This window comes from Bartonella sp. DGB2, assembly GCF_046843095.1.
Lineage (GTDB): Bacteria > Pseudomonadota > Alphaproteobacteria > Rhizobiales > Rhizobiaceae > Bartonella.
Window position 1 is genome coordinate 593,990 of record NZ_CP177325.1, and the last position, 23,770, is coordinate 617,759.

The following is a 23,770-nucleotide window of genomic DNA, read 5'->3' on the forward strand; positions in this document are numbered from 1 at the left end:
CGAGCTCCATGAATGGTCTTTTGCTTTTTTACGCTTCTTTGCTACTATTTTTTAATAAAATCAATGTTATAGTATATATTGGTTGGGCACGTAGTAATAGGAAGAAATATTTATTTGCCGTAAAAGTGGCGAGAATCTTACGAAAGAAGATTTTATTTTGTGAAGCGTGTAATGAGGTAGGTGTTAAAAAATCAGCCCATAGCTTACGTAACTAGCGGCAACGAGGGCGGCGAATTCAGGGGCGGTTGTTGCACAATTAAAAGCCATTTTTGGATGGACTGATGATAATATGGCATCGCTTTATACCCAAAGCGTTGACCGCCGTAGAATAGCCCTTGAAGCGATAGAAAGGATACAAAAAGGGTAAGGGGATGATATCAAAAAAACATAATAAAATCATAAAGTAAGAAAATTTGCGACTTTTTACTAAGTATTTGATTTTACTTAAAATGGTGGGCGATGAGAGACTCGAACTCCCGACATCCTCGGTGTAAACGAGGCGCTCTACCAACTGAGCTAATCGCCCTTCGCGATATTTTATCTTGGTGGGCATTCTTTAAGCAAAACTTTTATGCTGCGCAAGGGAAAAATGCATATTTTTGCAAAAAATATATAAAATTGAAAAAGCAGGTCATGCTTTTTTTAAAGAAAATGGCTCAAGGCGCTTGACAGTTACGCTATAAATCCTTAAACGACCATCACACCAGTAGAAAACTGGTTTAAGAAATGCGCGGGTGTAGCTCAGTTGGTTAGAGTGCTGGCCTGTCACGCCGGAGGTCGCGGGTTCGAGCCCCGTCACTCGCGCCATTTATTGTTCTATGTGCTTGTCCTTAATAGATATTCAGTATTCTCAAGCGTAATATTCCAAGTTTTACTAAAACATTTGTGAGGCCATTTTTTGGTAATGGCAATCACTTAGTTGTGAGTGGGATAAGTGTGTATTTTTGTATAATTTGGCTGCTGTGCTCTTGCTTCATGGCGCTGGGTGCGATAACCTTTTTAGGAATTATGCGCGGCATGCCCTTGAAGCTGTACGGGCAGAATCATGAGCTAACCCTATGGTGTCAGTGTAAAGGTAAAGTTTTATTCACTGCATTTATGTCTTTGGCTGAAGTGCAGATTTTTAGCTTTGTGATCTAGGCTTGTGGGTAGAGTTTTGATTCTCTTGATCAAACTAAGCGGAAGGAACCATGACAAACTTATTAAGCTCTTATTTACCTGTTTTGATTTTTATCGCTGTTTCGATTGTCTTAACTGGTGCGCTTTTGATTATTCCCTATATTGTAGCTTATCGCGCGCCTGATGCTGAAAAGCTTTCAGCTTATGAATGTGGGTTTAATTCCTTTGATGATGCCCGCATGAAATTTGATGTTAGGTTTTATCTTGTTTCAATTCTTTTTATTATTTTTGACCTAGAAGTGGCGTTTTTGTTTCCTTGGGCTGTTGTTTTTCACAAATTAGGTTGGTTTGGTTTTTGGTCTATGATGGTTTTTCTAGGCGTTTTAACGGTTGGGTTTATTTATGAGTGGAAAAAAGGAGCGTTGGAATGGGATTGAGTGCTACTGCAACTGCTCCTGGTGAATTGCCGCTTATCGCGCCACGGCCCAAAGGGCTTATTGATCCCAATACGGGCGAGCTACTAGGAGCTGGTGACTCTTTTTTTCAAGAAATGAATGAAGAGCTCTCTCATAAAGGTTTTTTACTTACTTCGGCGGATGCTTTGATTACTTGGGCTCGTACGGGTTCGCTGATGTGGATGAGTTTTGGTTTGGCTTGTTGTGCGGTGGAGATGATGCAATGCTCAATGCCGCATTATGATAATGAGCGTTTTGGTTATGCGCCGCGCGCTTCACCGCGCCAATCAGATGTGATGGTGGTGGCTGGAACGCTCACAAATAAAATGGCGCCGGCTTTGCGTAAGGTTTATGATCAAATGCCTGAGCCTCGTTATGTGATCTCTATGGGGTCGTGTGCTAATGGGGGCGGGTATTATCACTATTCCTACTCTGTGGTGCGCGGTTGTGATCGAATTGTTCCTGTGGATATTTATGTTCCGGGTTGTCCACCGACGGCAGAAGCGCTTTTATACGGTATTTTATTATTACAAAAGAAAATCCGTCGTACGGGCTCAATAGAGCGCTAAAGGAGGTTCTATGGCAAATGAAGCGCTAATTGAGTTAAAAGCTTATTTAGAAGAACGTTTAAATGACCGCCTTGAGGAGGCTCTTTTGGCATTTGAAGAGTTAACCATCACAGTAAAACGTGAGGCAATCATTGAGGTGCTAAGCTTTTTGCGTGATGATTCTCAGTGCCAATTCATTAATTTGATCGATATTTGTGGGGTGGATTATCCAGGACGAGTGGAGCGCTTTGATGTTTGCTACCATCTTTTATCGCCGCGGCAAAATTTTCGCTTGCGGGTGAAAGTGAAAACTGATGAAGATAAGCCTATTCCTTCCGCTTGTGAGGTGTACCCAGGCGCTGATTGGTATGAGCGTGAAACTTATGATATGTATGGTATTTTATTTGTTGGACATCCTGATTTAAGGCGTATTCTTACTGATTATGGTTTTGATGGTTATCCCTTGCGGAAAGATTTTCCTGTAACGGGTTTTGTAGAGTGCCGCTATGATAATGAAGTGAAGCGTGTTGTTTATGAGCCAGTTGTTTTGCGGCAAGAGATGCGCGACTTTGATTTTCTTTCGCCTTGGGAGGGAATTGACCATATCTTGCCTGGCGATGAAAAGGTAGGGAGCGGAAAGTGATAGGACAGGTTGCTTATATGGCTTTCGGGAAGCTACAAGGCATGGCGTTGATTTTGGTTGAATCTATGCTCGCAAATGATAAGGGGATTGATCGTGGCTGAGGTCAATGTCCGAAACTTTAATATTAACTTTGGTCCACAGCATCCAGCTGCACACGGAGTGTTGCGGATGGTTCTGGAACTTGATGGTGAAGTGGTCGAGCGTGTTGACCCTCATATCGGGCTTTTGCACCGCGGTACCGAAAAGTTGATGGAAACCAAAACCTACCTTCAAGCGGGGCCTTATCTTGATCGATTGGATTATGTAGCGCCGATGAATCAAGAGCACGCCTTCGTTTTAGCAATTGAGCGCTTGCTGGGGCTTGAGGTACCAAAGCGCGGTCAGTTAATTCGCGTTTTGTTTTGTGAGATTGGGCGTATTCTTAATCATCTTTTGAATGTGACGACCCAAGCTATGGATGTGGGGGCGCTTACCCCCCCCTTATGGGGGTTTGAGCAGCGCGAAAGATTGATGATTTTTTATGAACGTGCTTCGGGCGCGCGAATGCATGCTAATTATTTCCGCCCTGGCGGTGTTCACCAGGATTTACCTCATGCTTTAGTGGAAGATATTGGTGCCTTTATTGACCCCTTTTTAGAATCGCTTAGGCGGCTTGATGCACTTGTTACACCAAATCGTATTTTCAAGCAGCGCAATGCTGATATCGGTGTTGTGAGTGCTGAAGAAGCTTGGGCGCGTGGTTTTTCTGGTGTGATGATTCGCGGTGCTGGTGTGGCATGGGATTTGCGTAAAAGTCAGCCCTATGAATGCTATGACGAATTAGAGTTTGATATACCTATTGGTAAAAATAGTGATTGTTATGATCGTTATTTGATTCGTATGGAAGAAATGCGTCAATCGGCACGTATTATGCGACAATGCGTAGATCGTTTGTTAGGAACAGAGCGATGCGGCCCGGTTTCAAGCCTTGATTATAAGGTAATTCCACCAAAGCGCGGGGGCATGAAACAGTCCATGGAAGCATTGATTCAGCATTTTAAATTATTCACGGAAGGTTTTCATACCCCAAAGGGAGAGGTTTATGCCGCGGTGGAAGCACCAAAAGGAGAATTTGGGGTTTTTCTTGTTTCGGATGGTACGAATAAGCCATATCGGGTAAAATTGCGGGCTCCTGGCTTTGCTCACTTGCAGGCTATGGATTTCCTTACACGGGGGCATATGCTTGCCGATGCTACGGCTATCCTTGGTTCCATTGATATCGTTTTTGGAGAGGTTGATCGCTAATGTCGGTGCGTCGTCTTGCAGAGGACTCTATTCAACCAAAGGTTTTTGCTTTTACTGCTGAAAATCAAGAGTGGGCTAAACAAACTATTGCCAAATACCCCGAAGGGCGTTCGCAATCGGCAGTGATTCCCTTGTTGATGCGGGCGCAAGAGCAAGAGGGGTGGGTAACCCGTGCCGCAATTGAATATATCGCTCAAATGTTATCTATGGCGTATATTCGGGTGCTAGAAGTGGCGACTTTTTATACGCAGTTTCAGCTAAAGCCTGTGGGTAAAAGAGCGCATATTCAAATTTGTGGTACCACGCCATGCATGTTGCGTGGGGCGGGCAATCTTATTGATCTATGTCGAAAAAGGATCCATGATCAACCCTTTACCACCAACGCGACGGGAGATCTATCCTGGGAAGAAGTGGAGTGCCTTGGCGCTTGTGTGAACGCACCTATGGTCATGATTTTCAAAGATACTTATGAAGATCTTACGCCCGAACGTTTAGAAGAGATTATTGACGCTTTTAGCGAGGGGCGTGGAGATGAGATTAAGCCAGGTCCACAAAATGGTCGTCACTCATCGGAGCCCTTGGGTGGACTGACTGCTTTGCTTGGAGAGATTCACGATGCAGCAAGCAGTACAGTGAATGCCTCAAATATTGATGGTAGAGAAAACGACTAAAACAATTGATAGAAAGCGCTAAACCTAGTGGCGTAAATTTGATGAATGATAACGTTGATTACGTTTAACAAGAGGAAAAGGTGAGTTATGCTGGCGGATAAAGATCGCATCTTCACCAATATATATGGTTTGCATGATAAGTCGCTAAAAGGTGCGATGGCGCGTGGGCAATGGGACGGCACAAAGGCAATTTTAGCGAAGGGGCGCGATTGGATTATTGATGAGATGAAGGCATCAGGTTTGCGTGGGCGCGGAGGTGCAGGTTTTCCAACGGGAATGAAATGGTCGTTTATGCCTAAGCAAAATGACGGGCGGCCTCATTATTTGGTAGTTAATGCTGATGAATCAGAGCCTGGAACTTGTAAAGACCGTGAAATTCTACGTAATGATCCTCACACACTCATTGAAGGCTGTGTAATCGCTACCTTTGCCATGGGGGCACATGCGGCTTTTATTTACATTCGCGGTGAATATATTCGCGAACGCGAGGCTCTGCAAGCGGCTATTGATGCATGTTATGATGCTGGGCTGTTAGGTAAAAAAACCAAACATGGGCATCACTGTGATATTATCGTACACCATGGAGCAGGGGCTTATATTTGCGGAGAAGAAACCGCCCTCTTAGAAAGTTTGGAAGGTAAAAAGGGGCAGCCTCGTTTAAAACCCCCTTTTCCAGCTAATATGGGGCTTTATGGGTGCCCTACTACGGTTAACAATGTAGAATCTATTGCAGTTGCACCAGAAATTTTGCGTCGTGGAGCGTCTTGGTTTTCATCTATTGGGCGTCCTAATAATGTAGGAACAAAACTTTTTATGATTTCTGGGCATGTGAACACGCCTTGTACCGTAGAAGAGGGGCTTGGTATTAGCTTCCGTGAGCTGATTGAAAAGCATGCGGGAGGCATTCGCGGTGGTTGGAATAATTTATTAGGGGTCATTCCTGGTGGCGCATCTTGTCCAGTGGTGCGTGGTGAAGCGATGATGGATGCGATTATGGATTTTGATGGGATGCGTGATGTCGGTTCTTCTTTTGGAACGGGGGGAGCCATTGTGATGGATAAATCTACCGATATTATTAAAGCAATCTGGCGAATTGCCGCTTTTTTTAAGCATGAAAGTTGCGGTCAGTGCACTCCTTGTCGTGAAGGGACAGGCTGGATGATGCGGCTTTTAGGACGTATGGTTGAAGGCCGTGCCCAAAAACGTGAAATTGACCTCTTGTTTGATGTTTCAAAGCAAGTTGAGGGGCATACAATCTGTGCGCTCGGCGATGCAGCTGCTTGGCCTGTGCAAGGTTTAATTCGCAATTTCCGTGATGAAATTGAACAAAGGATTGATGCTTATACACGTAATGCATCGCAAAGCAAGAATAGTGCCCTTCCAACATTTGAAGGGCTTGAAGCAGCACAATAGCTCTTCCGTTGGGGATAGCAACAAGTAGAGAAATGCGGACTGGAATAACGATGGCAAAAATCAAAGTTGACGGTAAAGAGATCGAGGTTCCTGATCACTATACGTTGTTGCAGGCGGCGGAGGAGGCGGGGGCAGAAGTGCCGCGTTTTTGCTTTCATGAACGTTTGTCAGTAGCTGGTAATTGCCGTATGTGTTTAGTTGAGGTAAAGGGTGGGCCACCCAAGCCACAAGCTTCTTGTGCGATGGGTGTGCGTGATTTGCGCCCGGGTCCTAATGGTGAATTACCAGAAATGTTTACTAATAGCGCAATGGTAAAAAAAGCGCGCGAGGGGGTGATGGAATTTTTATTGATTAATCACCCACTTGATTGTCCTGTCTGTGATCAAGGAGGAGAATGTGATCTCCAAGACCAAGCTATGGCTTATGGACGCGATTATTCGCGTTATGAAGAAAATAAGCGGGCGGTTGAAGATAAATATATTGGCCCTTTGGTTAAAACGGTGATGACCCGTTGCATCCATTGTACGCGTTGTGTGCGTTTTACTACCGAAGTGGCGGGGATTTCAGAACTTGGGCTTATCGGGAGAGGAGAGGATGCAGAAATCACTACCTATTTAGAAAAAGCGATGAGTTCTGAATTACAGGGCAATGTAATAGATCTTTGTCCAGTGGGGGCTTTAACCTCACGTCCCTACGCATTCCATGCACGCCCTTGGGAGTTAACAAAGACGGAATCGATTGACGTAATGGATGCTGTAGGTAGTGCCATTCGTGTTGATGTGCGGGGACGCGAGGTCATGCGTATTGTACCGCGAGTAAATGAAGCGGTGAATGAAGAATGGATTTCTGACAAAACGCGTTTTATTTGGGATGGCTTGCGCACCCAGCGCTTAGACCGTCCTTATATTCGCCATCAAGGCCGTTTAGTTGCCGCTAGTTGGGATGAAGCTTTTGCCTGTATTCGCGAGCAGGTGGCTAAAGTTGATTCCGCTAAAATTGGTGCTATTGCTGGCGACATGGCCACGGTTGAGGAAATGTATGCTTTAAAAATGCTCCTTGCTAATTTAGGGAGCAAAATGGTTGAATGCCGTCAAAATAGTGTGGCGCTTACTCCTGATTTTGGTCGTGTTGCTTACCTTTTTAATCCTAGTATTGAGGGGATTGAAGATGCAGATGCTTTATTGATCATAGGATCTAATCCTCGTCTTGAAGCGGCGGTTTTGAACGCTCGGATCTTAAAACGTCAACGGCAAGGCCATTTTCCTATAGCTTTAATCGGTGAATCGGTCGATTTACGGTATCCTTATGAATATCTAGGGGCGGGTAGCAAAAGTCTCAAATCCTTGATGCAAGGCCAGAGTCCCTTTTATGATGTGTTGAAAGAAGCAAAAAAACCTTTGATTTTGATTGGTCAAGGCGCCCTGTTAGGCGAGGTTGGTAAAATTGTTTGGCAAAATTTAGCAAAATTGGCTCTTAATGTAGGGGCTGTAAAAGAAGGTTGGAATGGCTTTGCGGTTCTGCATCAAGCGGCCGCACAAGTCGGAGGACTTGATATTGGCTTTATTTCACAGGGTGTAACGCACCTTCTGAAAGAATCAAAGTTAGTCTTTTTGCTGGGAGCCGATGAAGTGGTTTTGCCAGAATTGGATAAACCGTTTATTATTTATATTGGAAGTCATGGCGATCATGGTGCGCATGCCGCCGATGTGATTTTGCCAGCGTCGGCCTATACCGAAAAATCGGGCATTTACGTTAACACAGAGGGGCGGGTGCAAATGACGGCGCGCGCTGGTTTTGCACCAGGTCAAGCTAAAGAAGACTGGGCTATTTTACGAGCACTTTCTAGTGTGTTAGGCCATAATTTGCCTTTTGATTCTTTGTTTGAATTGCGTCAAAAGCTTTTTGCTGATTTTCCACATATGGCTATGGTTGATGAAATTTCTCCCAGTGATAAAAAAGGCTTAGAAGTACTTTCTAAACAATTAGGGGAGCTAGGTGAGGAGGTCTTTTTTTCGCCTATTAAAGACTTTTATCTAACTAATCCAATTGCGCGGGCTTCAAAAGTAATGGCTCAATGTTCAGCTCTTATGCAGGCTGATACGCAAGACGCAGCTCAATAGGCAGAGAGGGAAAGCAATTATGTATGATTTCTTTATGACCTGGCTATTGCCTTTATTGACTGTAGTGGGAAAGGCCCTGATTTTATTGGTCGTTTTGTTGCTATGTATCGCTTATTTGCTTTATGCCGATCGCAAGATTTGGGCAGCAGTCCAATTACGGCGCGGGCCTAATGTGGTAGGGCCGTGGGGTTTGCTGCAATCCTTTGCAGACCTTATTAAATTTGCACTTAAGGAGCCTATTATTCCCGCAGCCGCGGATAAGACCGTGTTTTTATTGGCACCGTTTATCGCAGCTACTTTAGCGCTCTCAGCTTGGGCGGTGGTGCCTGTTAACGAAGGTTGGGCAATTGCGAACATTAATATCGGCTTATTATATATTTTAGCCATTTCCTCGCTTGAGGTTTATGGTGTTATTATGGGTGGTTGGGCATCGAACTCTAAATATCCTTTTTTAGGCGCTTTGCGTTCGGCAGCGCAAATGGTTTCCTATGAGGTATCAATTGGTTTTGTTTTGGTTACGGTGATTTTGGTAAGCGGGTCGCTTGATCTTACAACAATTGTTTTACAGCAAAAGGCGGGGTTAGGCACCTATTTTGGTTTCACTCATGGAAGCTTTTTAGACTGGAATTGGCTCGCTCTTTTTCCGATGTTTATTATTTTCTTTATTTCTGCTTTAGCAGAAACCAATCGACCGCCTTTTGATCTTGTTGAAGCGGAATCAGAGCTAGTAGCCGGCCATATGGTGGAATATTCTTCCACACCGTATATGTTGTTTTTTCTAGGCGAATATGTGGCGATTGTTTTAATGTGTGCACTTACTACTATTCTTTTTCTTGGAGGCTGGTTGCCACCGTTGGATGTTTGGTGGTTAAATTGGGTGCCGGGCGTTGTTTGGTTTGTTTTGAAAGTGTGCTTTGTTTTTTTCTGGTTTGCTATGGTGAAAGCTTTTGTTCCGCGCTATCGTTATGATCAATTAATGCGCCTTGGCTGGAAAGTATTTTTGCCGATTTCATTGTTCATGGTTGTAGCAACAGCTTTGGTGTTAAAACTCAATGCGTTAGGTTAGGGGCTTGTATGTTGAACTTATTTCAAGCAGCGAAATCGCTCTTATTATTAGAATTTTTCAGCGCCTTTTTCTTGGCGATGCGGCAGTTTTTTGCACCTAAGCCAACTATCAACTACCCTTATGAAAAGGGGGTTGTATCTCCTCGATTTCGGGGTGAGCATGCTTTGCGTCGGTATCCAAATGGTGAAGAAAGGTGCATTGCTTGCAAACTATGTGAGGCTATTTGCCCTGCACAAGCGATAACAATTGAGGCAGCTCCGCGTGGCAATGATGGGACAAGACGCACCGTTCGCTATGATATTGATATGGTGAAATGTATTTATTGCGGTTTTTGCCAAGAGGCCTGTCCAGTCGAGGCTATTGTGGAAGGCCCTAATTTTGAATTTGCAACAGAGACACGCGAAGAGCTTTATTATGATAAGGAAAAATTGCTTGAAAACGGTGATCGTTGGGAGCGAGAAATCGCGCGCAATATTAAAATGGATGCGCCTTATCGCTAGGCGCTTTTAGGTGTCGGAGTTTTCCGATGAATGCAACTTGGCGTTTTGCGTCAACCATTTGATTTAAGATTAGGGAAGACCCATGTTAACAGGTCTAGCGGCTGCATTTTTCTATTTGTTCGCTTTTGTTATGATTGCCAGCGCTGTTATGGTAGTTACAGCACGTAACCCCGTTCATTCTGTATTATTTCTCATTTTAGCGTTTTTCAACGCCGCAGCGCTTTTTCTCTTGGCGGGAGCTGAATTTTTAGGGCTATTATTGCTGGTTGTTTATGTAGGTGCTGTCGCAGTTTTGTTCTTATTCGTTGTGATGATGCTCGACATTGATTTTGTTGAACTCAAAAGTGGTGCATTAAAGTATGCACCAATTGGCGCTTTGATTGGTTTTATTGTAGCGCTTGAACTGATCTTTGTTTATATCAGTATGCATTTTTCGCCCAACCTTGCGGCCAATATCACTCAGCCCATGCCAGATTTAGCTACGCGCACCAATACTGAAGCTTTAGGTGACCTCCTTTATACTGATTACGCTTTTTATTTTCAAATGGCGGGGCTGGTACTTTTGGTGGCAATGATTGGGGCTATTATATTAACCCTTCACCACAGGCCTGGAGTGAAACGACAGTCAATTGCTGCGCAGGTGGCGCGCTCACCTAAAAATGCAATTGAGATTAAAAAAGTTGAAACTGGCAAAGGTATTTAACAGGAAAATGATCATGCATGTTGATATTGCACACTACCTAACTGTTTCGGCAATGATGTTTACTATTGGGATTTTCGGCATTTTTCTTAACAGAAAGAATGTGATCATTATTTTGATGTCGATTGAATTAATTTTGCTAGCTGTTAATCTCAATTTTGTTGCCTTTTCGGCGGTTTTACACGACCTTGTTGGTCAGATTTTTGCTTTGTTTATATTAACGGTCGCAGCGGCAGAAGCGGCGATAGGCTTGGCGATTTTGGTAGTCTTTTTCCGCAATCGTGGCTCTATTGCCGTTGAAGACGTGAATGTGATGAAAGGCTAGGGCATGTATTACGCTATCGTCTTTTTGCCGCTGTTTGGTTTTTTGCTAGCTGCTTTTGGTGGCAAAACTTTGGGTGCGCGTGGGTGTGAAGTTATAACTTCGTCCTTTATGGTTGTGGCGGCACTTTTGTCGTGGATCGTCTTTTTTCTGGTGGCATTGGGTAGTAACGCAGGGTTGAATCTGCCCATTTTAAAATGGGTATCTATTGGCCATTTACAATTCCAATGGGCGCTTTATGTCGATACGCTCACTGCTGTTATGTTGGTGGTGGTTAACAGCGTATCAGCTCTCGTGCATATATATTCCATCGGTTACATGCACCATGATCCATCCCGGCCTCGTTTTTTTGCCTATCTCTCTTTATTTACCTTTATGATGCTGATGTTGGTAACGGCTGATAATCTAATTCAGATGTTTTTTGGTTGGGAAGGTGTGGGCTTGGCATCTTATTTGCTGATTGGTTTTTGGTTTCAAAAGCCTTCGGCTAACGCAGCAGCGATGAAGGCTTTTGTCGTTAATCGGGTAGGAGATTTTGGTTTTTTGATTGGGATTTTTTGTGTTTTTACCCTTTTCCAGTCAGTTAATTTCGAAGTGATTTTTGCCAAAGCAGGATCGCAAAATTTTGCATCCAGCATGCAATTTCTTTTTTGGCAATTGGACGGCTATAATGCACTTACAGTAGCGTGCATTTTTTTATTCATCGGTGCGATGGGGAAATCAGCGCAATTTTTGCTCCATACTTGGCTGCCTGATGCTATGGAAGGGCCTACCCCAGTATCTGCTTTAATTCACGCCGCTACTATGGTGACAGCTGGGGTTTTCATGGTTTCACGTATGTCGCCGCTTTTTGAACTTTCACCTACAGCGCAAACGTTAATTATTATTGTTGGAGCCACTACCGCTTTTTTTGCAGCTACGGTTGGCTTAGTACAAAATGATATCAAGCGTGTGATTGCTTATTCCACTTGCTCGCAATTGGGTTATATGTTTGTTGCCTTAGGTGTGGGTGCTTATGGAGCAGCGGTATTTCATCTCTTTACCCATGCTTTCTTCAAAGCGCTGTTGTTTTTGGGTGCGGGCTCGGTAATTCATGCCGTATCAAATGAGCAGGATATGCGTAAAATGGGGGGGCTTCGTAAATATATTCCAACCACTTATTGGATGATGATCATTGGTACGCTTGCTTTAACGGGCGTGGGTATCCCTGGCACCTTGTTTGGAACGGCTGGATTTTTTTCTAAAGATGCGATTATTGAAGTATCCTTTGCTTCGCACAATGGGGCGGCGCTCTATGGATTTTGGCTGTTAGTCATTGCGGCATTTTTTACAAGCTTTTATTCATGGCGCCTCATTTTTATGACATTCCATGGTAAGCCGCGCGCTACAGCTGATGTGATGCATCATGTTCATGAATCGACGCTGGTTATGTTAATTCCTTTGTTTTTCTTGGCTATTGGTGCTTTGTTTGCTGGATTGATTTTTTATAAATACTTTTTTGGCGACCTTTACAGCGATTTTTGGAAGAACGCGCTTTTTATTAGTAGGGATAATCAAATTATGCATGAAGCACATCATGTCCCACAATGGGTGAAATTGTCTCCGTTTATTGCGATGATATCAGGTTTTGTAGTAGCAATCCTCTTTTATATTATTGCGCCTTCAGTACCAAAAAAAATGGCAGAACGCTTTTCTATTGTTTATCAGTTCTTGCTAAAAAAATGGTACTTTGATGAAGTATATCAAACCTTACTTGTGAGGCCTGTGAAGGCATTGGGTCGGTTTTTATGGAAGGTAGGAGACGGGTGTATTATTGATGGGCTAGGCCCTAATGGAATTGCAGCGCGTGTTATGGATATTACCAATAAAGTGGTACGCATGCAGACAGGCTATCTTTACCACTATGCATTTGTTATGCTGATCGGTATCGCAGCGCTGATCACTTGGATGATGATCGGGAGCTTAAGCTGATGATTGACTGGCCAATTCTTTCTACTATCACTTTTCTACCACTTGTTGGTATCATCCTGATTTTATTGATCAGAGGTGATAGCGAGGATGCGCGGCGTAATATTCGTAACGTTGCGCTTTTTACAACGCTATTCGTTTTTATACTTTCGCTTGTTTTATGGGCAGGGTTTGATAAGACGCATGCGGGCTTTCAAATGGTTGAGAAAGCTGATTGGTTAGGTGATGGTATTAGCTATCACATGGGAGTGGATGGCATTTCCATTCTTTTTGTGGTGCTTTCAGCTTTTTTAATGCCCTTTTGTATTTTGGCTAGTTGGGAAAGCGTACAAAACCGTCTTAAAGCTTATATGATTGCATTTCTCCTGCTAGAAATCGCTATTATCGGGGTTTTCTGCGCTTTAGATGCTGTTTTGTTTTATGTCTTCTTTGAAGGCAGTTTGATCCCGATGTTTATTATTATTGGCGTGTGGGGCGGCCAGCGCCGGGTTTATGCCAGTATAAAGTTTTTTTTATATACGTTGCTAGGCTCTGTTTTAATGTTGGTAGCGATCATGGCTATGTATTGGGAATCCGGCACTCTTGATATTCCCGCCTTGTTGGCCCATCGGTTTCCAGCTTCGATGCAGTTTTGGCTATGGCTTGCTTTTTTTGCTTCCTTTGCTGTAAAGATGCCCATGTGGCCTGTTCACACTTGGTTGCCTGATGCCCACGTAGAAGCGCCAACGGCTGGTTCGGTAATCTTGGCAGGCATCTTGTTAAAGCTGGGCGGTTATGGATTTTTGCGTTTTTCTCTGCCTATGTTCCCTCTCGCTTCAGCCGATATGGCTCCGTTTGTGTTTAGCCTTTCGGTTATTGCTATCATTTATACCTCGCTTGTGGCCTTTGTCCAAGACGATATGAAAAAGCTTATTGCCTATTCTTCGATTGCTCATATGGGCTATGTGACGATGGGAATTTTTTCTGCAAATGATATAGCGATTCAGGGAGCAATATATCAAATGCTATCTCATGGGATCGTATCCGCGGCACTTTTCCTGTGTGTTGGGGTAATTTATGATCGCCTGCATACTCGGGAAATCGCGGCTTTTGGCGGGTTGGCCCATAATATGTCTAAATACGCGGTAGTTTTTATCTTTTTTACTATGGCTAATGTAGGGCTACCAGGGACTTCCGGCTTTATTGGTGAATTTCTCACGTTAATTGGAACGTTTAGTATCAGTAAATGGACCGCGCTTTTGGCTACGAGCGGAGTGATTTTCTCTGCTATCTATGCGCTTTATTTAGCGCGGCGGGTAATCTTTGGTCGTTTGGATAAAGAAAGCCTCAAGGGATTGCTGGATCTTTCTTTGCGAGAAAAAATCATTCTTTATCCTATGGTCATTTTAACAGTTTTATTTGGTATCTATCCAGCAGCCCTTCTAAATACTACGGCTGCTGCGGTAGAAGCCCTTGTTAACCAGCTCCCAAAATAGAGGCGATGCCCATGCATATTGATTTAATGGCTCAGTTGCCGCTTATTTTTCCAGAACTCTTGGTTACGCTGAGTGTTTTGGTGCTTCTTTTAATTGGAGTTTATTCTGGTTCCCGTGCTTCTGTGACCATCACCGGTTTGGCAATTGCTGTTTTAATTGCTACCATCTTGTTGGTTGTGGTTTTCCCACAAAAGGGCGTTTTTTATCAAAACGCGCTTATCATTGATGACTTTAGTCGCTATATGAAAGTGGTCGCTTTGGTTGGGGCTCTTTTTGCTTTAGTCATGTCAGTAGGTTTTTCGCGTATTCAGAAATTTGATGTATTTGAATTTCCTGTGCTTGTCCTTTTGGTAACTCTGGGCATGATGGTTATGATTTCAGCGGGGAATATGCTTTCGCTCTATATGGGGCTTGAACTGCAATCTTTGGGCCTTTACGTTTTGGCTGCTATTCATCGTGAAAATCTAAAATCATCAGAAGCTGGTTTGAAATATTTTGTCCTGGGCGCCCTTTCTTCAGGCATGTTACTCTATGGAATTTCCCTCCTTTATGGATTTACTGGTCAGATCGGTATCAAAGAAATTGCCATAGCTTTAGCGGGTAGCCCCCCGCAATTGGGTGTTATTTTTGCAATGGTATTTGTTTTAGCAGGATTAGCTTTTAAGATTTCTGCTGTTCCTTTTCATATGTGGACTCCCGATGTATACGAAGGTGCGCCTACGCCTATCACGGCTTTTTTTGCAGGCGCACCAAAAATTGCTGCGATGGCCTTATTGATCCGCGTTGTGGTTGGAGCTTTTGCACCGTCGGCAGGGGTTGATGGCGCTATGCCTGCTTGGCAGCAGATTCTCGTATTTATGGGTATTGCCTCAATGGCTTTGGGTGCCTTTGCTGCGATTGGTCAAAAAAATATTAAGCGTCTTATGGCTTATTCGTCAATTAGCCATATGGGTTATGCCTTAGTGGGGCTTGCCGCGGGAACTTTACTCGGTGTGCAGGGTGTGATCCTTTACATGACAATTTATCTAGCCATGACAATTGGCGCTTTTGCTTTTATTTTGGGTATGCGTACCCGTGAAGGGCATGTGGAAAATATCCAAGATCTATCTGGACTTTTTAGTACTAACCCCTTTATGGCCTTTGTTATGACTGTTCAGTTATTTTCGTTAGCGGGTATACCACTTATGGCAGGTTTTTTTGGGAAGTGGTACGCTTTTTCTGCCGCGGTGAATGCGGGTCTCACGCCTTTGGCGGTTGTGGGTATGGTTGCTTCAGTGGTCGGGGCTTTTTATTACTTGCGACTTATCAAAATCATGTGGTTTGATGAGCCGAAGGATGGTTTTGTTGCTCTATCTGGAGAATTAAAACTCGTTCTTTGGTTATCTATGCTGTTTGTTTTGTTTTATATCTTCTGGGGTATTTGGCTCGCGCCATTGGCACAAACCGCTGCTGCATCTTTATTTTCATGATAGAAAATGAAAATATCGCCCTTCTAGCGCGTAGATATGGTTACGAAGTTGATTTTTATGATTGTGTAGGCTCTACCAATGAAGTTGCACTACAAAAGGCTAAAGCGGGGCATAGCGGTTCTCTTTGGGTGGTAGCAGAAGAACAAAACCAAGGTCGAGGCCGGCGCGGGCGGATTTGGAATAGCCCCCGCGGCAATCTTTATACTAGTCTTCTGTTGAAAATGCGAATGGATCAAAGTTATGAAGAAATAACCAACTTTGATGAACAGCGAGCTGTGCAAAGAGCTGGTAAACTTGGTTTTGTGGCAGGAGTCAGCATAGCAGAAGCAATAAAATCTCTTTTATCAAAAGCTGGTAAAGCCCGATATGAAAGGGGGGGGGCTTTCTCCTCTTTATTATGTCTTGATTTGATAAAACTCAAATGGCCCAATGATCTTTTATTGGGGCGGAAGAAAGCTGCCGGTATTCTCTTGGAATACCTAAAGATCGCTGATGGGGACTATGCTTTGATTATAGGCATTGGCGTTAATGTGGCTCATACATATGCGGGAGCTCCTTATCCAACAGCTAGCTTACAGTCCGTTGGTATAGAAGCCGATAAGGGTGATATATTAGCATCATTGATTGAAAGCTTTTCTAAGAATTATGCTCTATTTCATTCTGTCGACGGGCCCGATATTATTCGCGCAGCTTGGATGAAACATTGTGGTATGCTAGGTCAGAAAATTCATGTTGTTTCTGAAACACAAACTTGGGATGGAATTTTTTATGGACTTGATCAGGATTATAATTGCATTATAAAGCTTGATGGCGGGCAATACCATTTTATAACAGCGGGGGATGTGCATTTTGGTGGGATTCATTCTCGCTCTATGAATAGGGAGTGAGGTTATCCATTATAGCTCCTTACTCTTAATGGGAATGGGTTTATATTTAGCTAGAAGCGCCTATGTTATAGTAGACGTTGATTTAATACGTGCGTATGTTAGGAGATAAGATGGATATGGCTGATGGGAACGAACTGGTTTTTCTACCGCTAGGGGGGGTGGGAGAAATTGGTATGAATCTAGCAGCTTATGGGTATGGGGCGGAAGGCGATCGCGAATGGATTGTAGTCGATATGGGGGTTAGCTTTGCCGATGCCCATTTGCCTGGTGTCGATCTTATCTTTCCTGATATTCGTTTTTTAGAAGCAGAACGCCATAATATACGTGGTATTGTATTAACTCATGCTCATGAAGATCACTATGGGGCGGTCCTAGATCTTTGGCCAGCTCTAAAAGCGCCCGTATATTGTACAGCTTTCACTGCCGGCCTGTTAGCTACTAAGCGGGAGGCAGAGCAAAGTTTGACAGACATTCCGCTTATCGTTTTTAAGCAAGGTGAAACTTTTCAACTAGGGCCATTTCATATAGAAGCAATAGAGGTCACTCATTCAATTTGCGATCCCGTTTCTCTTGCTATAAAAACTCCGCTAGGGGTCGTAATTCATACGGGCGATTGGAAGATTGACCTTGCGCCTTCGGTGGGTGGGCTAACCGATGAAAAGCGCTTTCGTGCTTTGGGCAAAAAAGGTGTATTAGCGCTTTTGTGCGATTCTACAAACGCCATGGTTGATGGCAGTTCGCCCACTGAAGAAGCAGTGGGAGCAAGTTTGGCTGATATTATCGCTAAAGCGGAAGGGCGGGTAGCAATCACCACCTTTTCTTCCAACATTGGTCGTATTAAATCCATTACCCGTGCTGCTCATGCTAATGGGCGCAAAGTGTTGGTTTTAGGGCGGTCTTTAAAACGTTGTATCGATGTAGCGCAGGAACTGGGCTATATGGACGATATTGATGGTTTTATTAGCGAAGAGGAATACTCAACGCTACCTCGTAATAAGATTGTAATCATTCTAACGGGAAGCCAAGGTGAGGCTCGAGCGGCTTTAGCAAAACTCGCGCGTGATTCTATGCGTGAGGTTTCTCTTACAGCTGGCGATATAGTAGTTTTTTCTTCTCGTAGCATTCCTGGAAATGAAAAGGCAATTATTGATATACAAAACCAATTGGTGGATCGCGGTATAAAAATCATAACTAACCGTGATGGCCTAGTGCATGTTTCTGGGCATCCTCAGCGCGATGATCTTTTGGCGATGTATGAGTGGGTAAAGCCACAAATTTTGGTTCCTGTTCATGGGGAAGGAATTCATCTCAAGGCGCATGCGGCATTGGGTCGTGCTGCGGGGATTCCTAATATTGCTGAAATACGTAATGGTCATATTTTACGTTTAGCGCCTGGCACTCCAGAAATTATTGATAGCGCTCCGATAGGTCGTCTCTATAAGGATGGTAGCCTAATCGGTTCAGAGGAAGAGTTAGGCATTGGCGAACGTCGCAAATTGGCTTATGCAGGACATGTGGCTGTATCATTGCACATGACCAGTGCGCATGATTTAGCAGATGATCCAGCTCTTGTTGCTTTTGGTTTACCAGAGAAGACAAGCCAAGGCGAATGGCTGGAAGATATTCTTTTGGATGCTATAGAAGATGCAATCCATAATATACCGCGATCTCGTCGCAAGGATAATGAGGTAATTCGTGAGGCAACACGACGAGCTGTACGTTCTCTTGCAAATGCTGTGTGGGGTAAAAAGCCTATATGCACAGTTTTTTTACATCGGGGGCGTTAACTGGGCACATGGAGGGGGGGTGAAGAATTTTTATGAATGAAAATTATCTGAATATGAAAAAAAATGAAATTATCTCTTGCACTTTGACGTTGAAAATTTTAGGGAATAGATAACAATAAAATAACGGAGCGTAGCGCAGCTTGGTAGCGCACCTGATTTGGGATCAGGGGGTCGTAGGTTCGAATCCTATCGCTCCGACCATCTACTGCTTTTCTTAAGGGGCGGGCTAGCAATTATTGGCAAGATAGTTTAAAGTTTGTGGCGCGCTATGTATAATACTAGATATCGGATAGGATATGGTCGCTCTTATTTATAGTCCTGCAAAAAATGCTATGCAATCGGGTAAAGCAAATACAGGATTTTGGTTCCTGCGGTATGAGCCAAGTCAGGCTAAAATGGTTGAGCCTCTCATGGGCTATACGGCAAACTTTGATACAAAAAATCAGATTGTTTTGAAGTTTCGTACAAAAGAAGAAGCAATTGCTTATGCGTATAAAGCTAGTATCCCTTACCAGATAAGTAAGCCTAAACAGGCTAGACGGCGCGTTGTTTCTTATTCTGATAACTTCCGTTATGATCGTGTTCAGCCTTGGACACACTAAAGTTCTGATATACAAGAGATGGTCTTTTTAAAATCTAGCCTACAAGAGAACGACTTCTGGGTTATATCATTTCGTACTTAATAATAATGGTCCCGTAGCTCAGCTGGATAGAGCAACGGCCTTCTAAGCCGTGGGTCACAGGTTCGAATCCTGTCGGGATCGCCAAATATTAATAAAATCAAGCACTTAGTACAAAGTTCGGGAATTTTAGGCTCTTTGATTCTGTTATGTTTTTTTGATGTCATCCCCTTACCTTTTTTGTATCTTTTCTATCGCTTCGAGGGCTAGTCGGCGGCGATCGGCGTTCTGGGTATAATGCGACGCCATCTCGTCATTAGTCCAACCAAAAATGGCTTTCAGTTGAGCCACAGTTGCCCCTGAATTCGCCGCCCGAGTCGCCGCTAATTTGCGTAAGCCATGAGCGGACTTTTTAATGCCCGCCTCATTACATGCCTCCCGAAACAAATTACCAAAACTTTCCTTGGTAAGCGGTCTACCCTCTTTACCGCAAATAAAAGTGTCATTGCCAATTGTTCCCGCTTTAAGGGTAGCTTCTAGCTCGGGTAAAATATGTAAAAAGACATCCGTTTGAAACTGGCTCTTTTCTGTCTTGAGGTGAATAACGCCGTCGGTGACATCTTTCCAACCGATCCGCACCGCGTCGCCACGGCGCAAGCCAGTATAAAGTAATACATCAATCCATACCCGTTCATGCGTACCTAATGGCCAACGCTGGTAGTATTTGTCTATGTCGTCTTCTAACCATATGGCAAACCCTTCCTTATTGGTAAGAGCAGGCGTTTTGATAGCGAGCGTGGGGTTTTCTTCAAGAAAGCCATGATCAATAGCCCAATTAAATACGCCTCTAAACGCTTTTAAAAAATTCTTAGCCGCCGCAGGTGTCTCTTTGCGCCGCTCCACCGCGTCAATAAAGTGTTGACGCTTAAGCGCTTTATAAGGAACATGCCCCATGTCTTTCTCGGCTTTCTCTAAGATGAGCTCGCGTTGCCTTTTGGTAGGAGCGGCTAATTTATGCCACTCCATGCTTTTGTAATATTTATTTAAAAGCCATGAGAAAGAGCCTTCTGCATTGCGCTTACCTTTAATCGTTATTGGCGTTTGCCCCTGTAATTGGGCAATAGCGCTTTTATAGTTATCCACGAATTCTTGTGTACCATATGCGCCATCCACCCGAACACGGGGGCCTTTATTGATACGAACATACCAAAGCACTTTCCCATGACGGCTGTGTTCTCTCACTAAATGGGGTGGACGCGGCTTAGGCATAACACTCACAAACAGATATCGTATTTATCGTAAAAAGCATCAGAACTTGCCTGTGTGGTAATAGAGCTTTGAGTGGTTAGCTCTGTTTCTTCTGCGCTCTCGTTGAGATAGATAATAACCTCGCCATCTGGTTTGATGGCTATACGGTCACAGCCTAGCTTCTTGGCTTCACGCAAAGCGCGGGCGATAGCTGGTTGGGTTATGGTAGGAGGTCGGTGTCCCATATATCTTGCTCCATTAGCTGTATATCTTCTCTTATCATCCTATCGCGCTGGATTTGGCGGTAAGCTTGTCTTCAAGAGCCTGCACCTCTTCAAGGAAGGCATGCACACATGCTTCTATCTCTTGAATGCGTGCCTCATCACGCCATAGGCGCTTGATCTCACTCCTTAAGCTTGCATTCCTTTCGCTAAAGCGTGGATCAAAACTAATAAAATCCACCCATTGCCGCCCCGTGCACGCCAGTTGAAACTGCATCTGTGCTTGCCATTCGGGCTTAATAACCCCATCAATTAAAAAGCGGGCATGAGTGGTAGAATGGGGGCATTTGATCTCTATCAGGCCATCATCACCTACCAAGCCATCTGGGCTTGCCCCCGCCATGGCAATACTAGGGTGGGAAATAAAGCCACAAGCACTAACCTCATGCCCCGTCATAAAGCTATAGTCTTCCAAGGCATCATACTCATGATCAATGCCCCATTGCATGGCCGCCGTTACATAGGTCTCTATCGCCTTGCCGGTAAGCCGCTCGGTCAATAGCTGGATCTTATAATCCTCATAGGCCGCGCTTGGCAGGCCTTTTGCTGTTCTATTGACAACGCAATACACCTTAGAGGCAGTCACCTTGCCAAGACGAGCATCAAACCATGCGGCAGTTCTTTGTTCCATATGAACCTCTAAGCAACAGAAAGGGTTTGCGCTTGTGAACTGTGCAAAGCTTGTTTCTTTTTAAGCAGTTGCAAAAGCGTTTGCGCTTGGCTTTGCGATAGGCTTTCAAAGCTTGATGCATGAACCGATGCTAGGGCTTTTGCCTCGTCTGTTTCTGTATCCAAGATCAGCTGTTGCACCACGGCAAGCGTTTCTGCATCGGCAAAGACTTCTTGGCTTTCTGATACGGGGGCATTTAAGCGTGTTGCTTCGTCTTCATCATAGATACCAGAGAAGCCAAAGGCATAACGGGCACATTGGATAGTCGCCTTATGGCGTAGCATACGGGCAGGCCATTTACGCCATGGGTCGGTTTGCTGTTGACATTCTTTTAGATATTCCGTGACCTCTATTGGGTCTTTAATGCTTTTGAGCCGTATTGAGCAGGTAATGGATATGAGATTGCCTGCTTGGTCGAAATGATCTTTAAAGGTCATGCCATCAAAGGCTGGATTAGATTTTATGATTTTAATCCAGCCATCAATGGACACAATGGGTGTGATACCGCCACCACGTTTTGGGAACGCGTAAATCTCTTTTGTTAGAGGATTAAGGCCGTAGGTATTGGCAACGGAAATAAAGGCGGCGAATTCTTCTGCCGCTATATTGCCTGTCATGCAAGTTTTCATAATGGTTTGGCGAAAGGCCTCTTCTGAGAAGCCATAGTTGCTTGCCATAAGGGCAAGGGGGGATTGAACAAGTTGGGTCATTAGTGGTTTCTCCTAAGCTGGGGTGGTGAAGCTAGTCGTGATACGGGTATAGCCGTTGATACAATCATTGCCTGCAATTGTTATGGAGGAGGCAATATGCGCGTTGCCTGAAATCTTCGCATTGCCGCCAACACGTGCATTGCCCCAAACTTCTGCATTGTCTGAAATCTGCGCATGGCCTGAAACTTTCGCGTTGCCTGAAATGCGCGCATCGCCAAAAATCTTCGCATCGCCAAAAACCTGCGCATCATCTGAAACCTGCGCATTGCTAAAAACCCGCGCATCGTCAAAAATCTGCGCATTGCTAAGAACACATGCAGTATCAAAAACACATGCATCACCACCGATCCAGCAGGTGCCATCATGGCTTAGGCGGTATTCGTTCTCAACAAAGCCGCCTAATTCACCTGCTTTCACGCCTCGAAAGTCGCGTAAAGCTTGGATACGATAGAGTGTACGGCCTTTTACGTTAACGCTCTCATCATTTAGAAGACGGTACTTTTGTTTTATCGGCTGGGGTGCTAGTGAACTTACTAGCCGCTTTGCGACGTCTTTCAGCATAGCCTCACTCCTCACCTGTGATGACTGTGTCTTCATAGATATCTGCGTAGCTAGAAATCTGTGCGTTGCCTAAGATTTTCGCGTCGCCATAAACTCCTGCGTGGTCAAAAATCTCTGCGTTTCCTGAAACTTGCGCATTGCCAAAAATTCTAGCATGGTCAAAAACCTGTGCATCATCATAAACCCGTGCTTTACCTGAAATTTTTGCCGAGCCAAAAACTAGCGCATTGCCTGTAACATGAGCTTTGCCTGAAACATACGCATGGCCAAAAACCTGTGCATAGCCTGAAACTTGTGCTTTGCCTGAAATGTGCGCATCACCTAAAACTTGCGCATTGCCTGAAATGTGCGCATCACCTAAAACTTGCGCATTGCCTGAAATCTCCGCCTTACCGAAAATCCACGTATTGCTTATAATACGTACAGCGTCTGAAATAGACGCATTACCTGAAATCCACGCATCGCCTGAAACCTGCGCATTGCCACAAACCTGTGCATCATCATAAACATGCGCACTGCCCGATACCTGCGCATCGCCACTAACCAACGCATTGTCATAAACACATGCATTATCAAGTGCCCAACAATTACCTTCATGGCTTAGGTTGGCCTCACGCTCTATAAAGCCGCCCAAGTCACCTTTTTTGACGTTGCCAAAATCGCGTAAGGCTTGAATGCGATAGAGTTTATGGCCGTTTAGGATGATGCTCTCATCTCTCAACAAGCGATATTTTGGACTTAGAGACGTCATGATAAATTCCTTTGGTATGATTAAGTCGCGATCAAGACAAACCATGCGAGCGTGAAGAGGGCTAGAAAGCCTAGGCATTCAACGATACAGATTAGGGCTTCTTTCATAGCGCCCTCACAAAACATCAGACGCACGCAAGCGGTTTTGTTGTTCGTAGGTGCCGTAATAGATGTCTTTAAAGGTCTGTTCTGCCCATTCCACTAAGAGCGTGGCGTAAGCTAGGCTATTGCGCACCAAGGGGTGGGCTATATCATCATCGGGTACTAGGTCGAATGTTTCTATGTACAGTTCAGCGACCTGTTCGCTTATGTCGATAGTGCTTTGCGTTTTTGGATTAATGCAAAGCACTTGCTCTACGCCGTCCATAGCGGAAAGCATGGCCAAGATATCGCGTTTATCTAAAAATGGACCACTTCTGCCTACGTGTTCCCCGTCAGAATAGGTGAGCAATAAGATTTCATCGCTTGTTACAAAAAACGGTGCTTTCGTGTGCATTTCAACC

General features: G+C 44.3%; 24 protein-coding genes, 4 tRNA genes and 1 pseudogene. 21 read left to right on the forward strand and 8 right to left on the reverse strand.

The window, feature by feature from the left end:
* Positions 1-103: 103 nt before the first annotated feature.
* Positions 104-367 (forward strand): annotated as a pseudogene (locus tag ACK28X_RS03080) (tyrosine-type recombinase/integrase); the annotation flags it as partial.
* 83 nt (positions 368-450) lie between these two features.
* On the opposite strand, the gene ACK28X_RS03085 reads toward ACK28X_RS03080, so the two are convergent.
* Positions 451-526: transfer RNA gene (locus ACK28X_RS03085), tRNA-Val, on the reverse strand.
* Between the two features lie 204 nt (positions 527-730).
* Here ACK28X_RS03085 and ACK28X_RS03090 point away from each other — a divergent pair.
* From ACK28X_RS03090 to ACK28X_RS03185, 20 genes are all read left to right on the forward strand, one after another.
* Positions 731-807: transfer RNA gene (locus ACK28X_RS03090), tRNA-Asp, on the forward strand.
* 383 nt (positions 808-1,190) lie between these two features.
* Complete coding sequence (locus ACK28X_RS03095; protein WP_412058195.1) at positions 1,191-1,556, forward strand: NADH-quinone oxidoreductase subunit A; 366 nt, start codon at positions 1,191-1,193, stop codon at positions 1,554-1,556.
* Positions 1,547-2,143: a NuoB/complex I 20 kDa subunit family protein gene (locus tag ACK28X_RS03100; RefSeq protein WP_412058196.1), complete on the forward strand. Its 597-nt coding sequence runs from the start codon at positions 1,547-1,549 to the stop codon at positions 2,141-2,143. The genes ACK28X_RS03095 and ACK28X_RS03100 overlap by 10 nt, the downstream gene beginning before the upstream one ends.
* 10 nt (positions 2,144-2,153) lie before the next feature.
* Positions 2,154-2,765, forward strand: a complete 612-nt coding sequence (locus ACK28X_RS03105; RefSeq protein WP_412058197.1) for an NADH-quinone oxidoreductase subunit C — start codon at positions 2,154-2,156, stop codon at positions 2,763-2,765.
* 93 nt (positions 2,766-2,858) lie between these two features.
* Positions 2,859-4,049, forward strand: coding sequence for an NADH-quinone oxidoreductase subunit D (locus ACK28X_RS03110; RefSeq protein ID WP_412058198.1), 1,191 nt, complete (start codon positions 2,859-2,861; stop codon positions 4,047-4,049).
* Positions 4,049-4,720: an NADH-quinone oxidoreductase subunit NuoE gene (gene nuoE, locus ACK28X_RS03115; RefSeq protein WP_412058199.1), complete on the forward strand. Its 672-nt coding sequence runs from the start codon at positions 4,049-4,051 to the stop codon at positions 4,718-4,720. Before ACK28X_RS03110 ends, nuoE begins: the two co-directional genes overlap by 1 nt.
* Before the next feature lie 87 nt (positions 4,721-4,807).
* A complete protein-coding gene (nuoF, locus tag ACK28X_RS03120) occupies positions 4,808-6,133 on the forward strand; it encodes an NADH-quinone oxidoreductase subunit NuoF (protein ID WP_412058200.1) in 1,326 nt (441 codons plus the stop codon).
* A gap of 50 nt (positions 6,134-6,183) precedes the next feature.
* The gene (gene nuoG, locus ACK28X_RS03125) at positions 6,184-8,253 is read left to right on the forward strand and encodes an NADH-quinone oxidoreductase subunit NuoG (protein WP_412058201.1); all 2,070 of its coding nucleotides are present in this window, start codon (positions 6,184-6,186) and stop codon (positions 8,251-8,253) included.
* 19 nt (positions 8,254-8,272) lie between these two features.
* Positions 8,273-9,319: an NADH-quinone oxidoreductase subunit NuoH gene (gene nuoH, locus ACK28X_RS03130; protein ID WP_412058202.1), complete on the forward strand. Its 1,047-nt coding sequence runs from the start codon at positions 8,273-8,275 to the stop codon at positions 9,317-9,319.
* A gap of 8 nt (positions 9,320-9,327) precedes the next feature.
* Positions 9,328-9,819: an NADH-quinone oxidoreductase subunit NuoI gene (gene nuoI, locus ACK28X_RS03135; RefSeq protein WP_412058203.1), complete on the forward strand. Its 492-nt coding sequence runs from the start codon at positions 9,328-9,330 to the stop codon at positions 9,817-9,819.
* 82 nt (positions 9,820-9,901) lie between these two features.
* Positions 9,902-10,522, forward strand: a complete 621-nt coding sequence (locus ACK28X_RS03140; protein WP_412058204.1) for an NADH-quinone oxidoreductase subunit J — start codon at positions 9,902-9,904, stop codon at positions 10,520-10,522.
* A gap of 13 nt (positions 10,523-10,535) precedes the next feature.
* Entirely contained in the window at positions 10,536-10,844 is a 309-nt protein-coding gene (gene nuoK / locus ACK28X_RS03145) for an NADH-quinone oxidoreductase subunit NuoK (RefSeq protein ID WP_412058205.1), read from the forward strand.
* A 3-nt stretch (positions 10,845-10,847) separates the two neighbouring features.
* On the forward strand, positions 10,848-12,812 hold the full coding sequence (gene nuoL, locus ACK28X_RS03150) for an NADH-quinone oxidoreductase subunit L (RefSeq protein ID WP_412058206.1): 1,965 nt from the start codon (positions 10,848-10,850) through the stop codon (positions 12,810-12,812).
* Positions 12,812-14,284 carry an NADH-quinone oxidoreductase subunit M gene (locus tag ACK28X_RS03155; protein WP_412058207.1) on the forward strand — a complete coding sequence of 491 codons (1,473 nt, stop codon included), beginning with the start codon at positions 12,812-12,814 and terminating at the stop codon, positions 14,282-14,284. The genes nuoL and ACK28X_RS03155 overlap by 1 nt, the downstream gene beginning before the upstream one ends.
* A gap of 11 nt (positions 14,285-14,295) precedes the next feature.
* Complete coding sequence (nuoN, locus tag ACK28X_RS03160) at positions 14,296-15,753, forward strand: NADH-quinone oxidoreductase subunit NuoN (protein ID WP_412058208.1); 1,458 nt, start codon at positions 14,296-14,298, stop codon at positions 15,751-15,753.
* Positions 15,750-16,640, forward strand: a complete 891-nt coding sequence (locus ACK28X_RS03165) for a biotin--[acetyl-CoA-carboxylase] ligase (protein WP_412058209.1) — start codon at positions 15,750-15,752, stop codon at positions 16,638-16,640. Before nuoN ends, ACK28X_RS03165 begins: the two co-directional genes overlap by 4 nt.
* Positions 16,641-16,750: 110 nt before the next feature.
* Positions 16,751-18,427, forward strand: a complete 1,677-nt coding sequence (locus ACK28X_RS03170; RefSeq protein WP_412058210.1) for a ribonuclease J — start codon at positions 16,751-16,753, stop codon at positions 18,425-18,427.
* Positions 18,428-18,551: 124 nt separating this feature from the next.
* Positions 18,552-18,628: transfer RNA gene (locus tag ACK28X_RS03175), tRNA-Pro, on the forward strand.
* Positions 18,629-18,723: 95 nt separating this feature from the next.
* Entirely contained in the window at positions 18,724-19,029 is a 306-nt protein-coding gene (locus ACK28X_RS03180) for an ETC complex I subunit (protein ID WP_412058211.1), read from the forward strand.
* A gap of 88 nt (positions 19,030-19,117) precedes the next feature.
* Positions 19,118-19,194 (forward strand) — tRNA-Arg (locus tag ACK28X_RS03185).
* An 84-nt stretch (positions 19,195-19,278) separates the two neighbouring features.
* Here the strand turns inward: ACK28X_RS03185 and ACK28X_RS03190 are convergent.
* Genes ACK28X_RS03190 through ACK28X_RS03220 form a run of 7 tightly spaced genes read right to left on the reverse strand, consistent with a single transcriptional unit; the run spans position 19,279 to position 23,763 of the window.
* A complete protein-coding gene (locus tag ACK28X_RS03190; RefSeq protein ID WP_412058279.1) occupies positions 19,279-20,316 on the reverse strand; it encodes a tyrosine-type recombinase/integrase in 1,038 nt (345 codons plus the stop codon).
* 5 nt (positions 20,317-20,321) lie between these two features.
* The gene (locus tag ACK28X_RS03195) at positions 20,322-20,540 is read right to left on the reverse strand and encodes a hypothetical protein (protein ID WP_412057949.1); all 219 of its coding nucleotides are present in this window, start codon (positions 20,538-20,540) and stop codon (positions 20,322-20,324) included.
* A gap of 34 nt (positions 20,541-20,574) precedes the next feature.
* Complete coding sequence (locus ACK28X_RS03200; RefSeq protein WP_412058212.1) at positions 20,575-21,207, reverse strand: lambda exonuclease family protein; 633 nt, start codon at positions 21,205-21,207, stop codon at positions 20,575-20,577.
* A gap of 8 nt (positions 21,208-21,215) precedes the next feature.
* Positions 21,216-21,956, reverse strand: a complete 741-nt coding sequence (gene bet / locus ACK28X_RS03205; protein WP_412057340.1) for a phage recombination protein Bet — start codon at positions 21,954-21,956, stop codon at positions 21,216-21,218.
* Positions 21,957-21,968: 12 nt separating this feature from the next.
* Positions 21,969-22,517: a hypothetical protein gene (locus tag ACK28X_RS03210; protein WP_412058213.1), complete on the reverse strand. Its 549-nt coding sequence runs from the start codon at positions 22,515-22,517 to the stop codon at positions 21,969-21,971.
* A gap of 4 nt (positions 22,518-22,521) precedes the next feature.
* The gene (locus ACK28X_RS03215; protein WP_412058214.1) at positions 22,522-23,346 is read right to left on the reverse strand and encodes a hypothetical protein; all 825 of its coding nucleotides are present in this window, start codon (positions 23,344-23,346) and stop codon (positions 22,522-22,524) included.
* Positions 23,347-23,382: 36 nt separating this feature from the next.
* Entirely contained in the window at positions 23,383-23,763 is a 381-nt protein-coding gene (locus ACK28X_RS03220) for a hypothetical protein (protein WP_412058215.1), read from the reverse strand.
* Positions 23,764-23,770 lie beyond the last annotated feature (7 nt).

Coding starts and splice junctions, on each gene's coding strand:
- ACK28X_RS03095 (WP_412058195.1), top strand. CDS start 1,191: ATGACAAACTTATTAAGCTCTTATTTACCTGTTTTGATTTTTATCGCT.
- ACK28X_RS03100 (WP_412058196.1), top strand. CDS start 1,547: ATGGGATTGAGTGCTACTGCAACTGCTCCTGGTGAATTGCCGCTTATC.
- ACK28X_RS03105 (WP_412058197.1), top strand. CDS start 2,154: ATGGCAAATGAAGCGCTAATTGAGTTAAAAGCTTATTTAGAAGAACGT.
- nuoE (WP_412058199.1), top strand. CDS start 4,049: ATGTCGGTGCGTCGTCTTGCAGAGGACTCTATTCAACCAAAGGTTTTT.
- nuoF (WP_412058200.1), top strand. CDS start 4,808: ATGCTGGCGGATAAAGATCGCATCTTCACCAATATATATGGTTTGCAT.
- nuoG (WP_412058201.1), top strand. CDS start 6,184: ATGGCAAAAATCAAAGTTGACGGTAAAGAGATCGAGGTTCCTGATCAC.
- nuoH (WP_412058202.1), top strand. CDS start 8,273: ATGTATGATTTCTTTATGACCTGGCTATTGCCTTTATTGACTGTAGTG.
- nuoI (WP_412058203.1), top strand. CDS start 9,328: ATGTTGAACTTATTTCAAGCAGCGAAATCGCTCTTATTATTAGAATTT.
- ACK28X_RS03140 (WP_412058204.1), top strand. CDS start 9,902: ATGTTAACAGGTCTAGCGGCTGCATTTTTCTATTTGTTCGCTTTTGTT.
- nuoK (WP_412058205.1), top strand. CDS start 10,536: ATGCATGTTGATATTGCACACTACCTAACTGTTTCGGCAATGATGTTT.
- nuoL (WP_412058206.1), top strand. CDS start 10,848: ATGTATTACGCTATCGTCTTTTTGCCGCTGTTTGGTTTTTTGCTAGCT.
- ACK28X_RS03155 (WP_412058207.1), top strand. CDS start 12,812: ATGATTGACTGGCCAATTCTTTCTACTATCACTTTTCTACCACTTGTT.
- nuoN (WP_412058208.1), top strand. CDS start 14,296: ATGCATATTGATTTAATGGCTCAGTTGCCGCTTATTTTTCCAGAACTC.
- ACK28X_RS03165 (WP_412058209.1), top strand. CDS start 15,750: ATGATAGAAAATGAAAATATCGCCCTTCTAGCGCGTAGATATGGTTAC.
- ACK28X_RS03170 (WP_412058210.1), top strand. CDS start 16,751: ATGGATATGGCTGATGGGAACGAACTGGTTTTTCTACCGCTAGGGGGG.
- ACK28X_RS03180 (WP_412058211.1), top strand. CDS start 18,724: ATGGTCGCTCTTATTTATAGTCCTGCAAAAAATGCTATGCAATCGGGT.
- ACK28X_RS03190 (WP_412058279.1), bottom strand. CDS start 20,316: ATGCCTAAGCCGCGTCCACCCCATTTAGTGAGAGAACACAGCCGTCAT.
- ACK28X_RS03195 (WP_412057949.1), bottom strand. CDS start 20,540: ATGGGACACCGACCTCCTACCATAACCCAACCAGCTATCGCCCGCGCT.
- ACK28X_RS03200 (WP_412058212.1), bottom strand. CDS start 21,207: ATGGAACAAAGAACTGCCGCATGGTTTGATGCTCGTCTTGGCAAGGTG.
- bet (WP_412057340.1), bottom strand. CDS start 21,956: ATGACCCAACTTGTTCAATCCCCCCTTGCCCTTATGGCAAGCAACTAT.
- ACK28X_RS03210 (WP_412058213.1), bottom strand. CDS start 22,517: ATGCTGAAAGACGTCGCAAAGCGGCTAGTAAGTTCACTAGCACCCCAG.
- ACK28X_RS03215 (WP_412058214.1), bottom strand. CDS start 23,346: ATGCCTAGGCTTTCTAGCCCTCTTCACGCTCGCATGGTTTGTCTTGAT.
- ACK28X_RS03220 (WP_412058215.1), bottom strand. CDS start 23,763: ATGCACACGAAAGCACCGTTTTTTGTAACAAGCGATGAAATCTTATTG.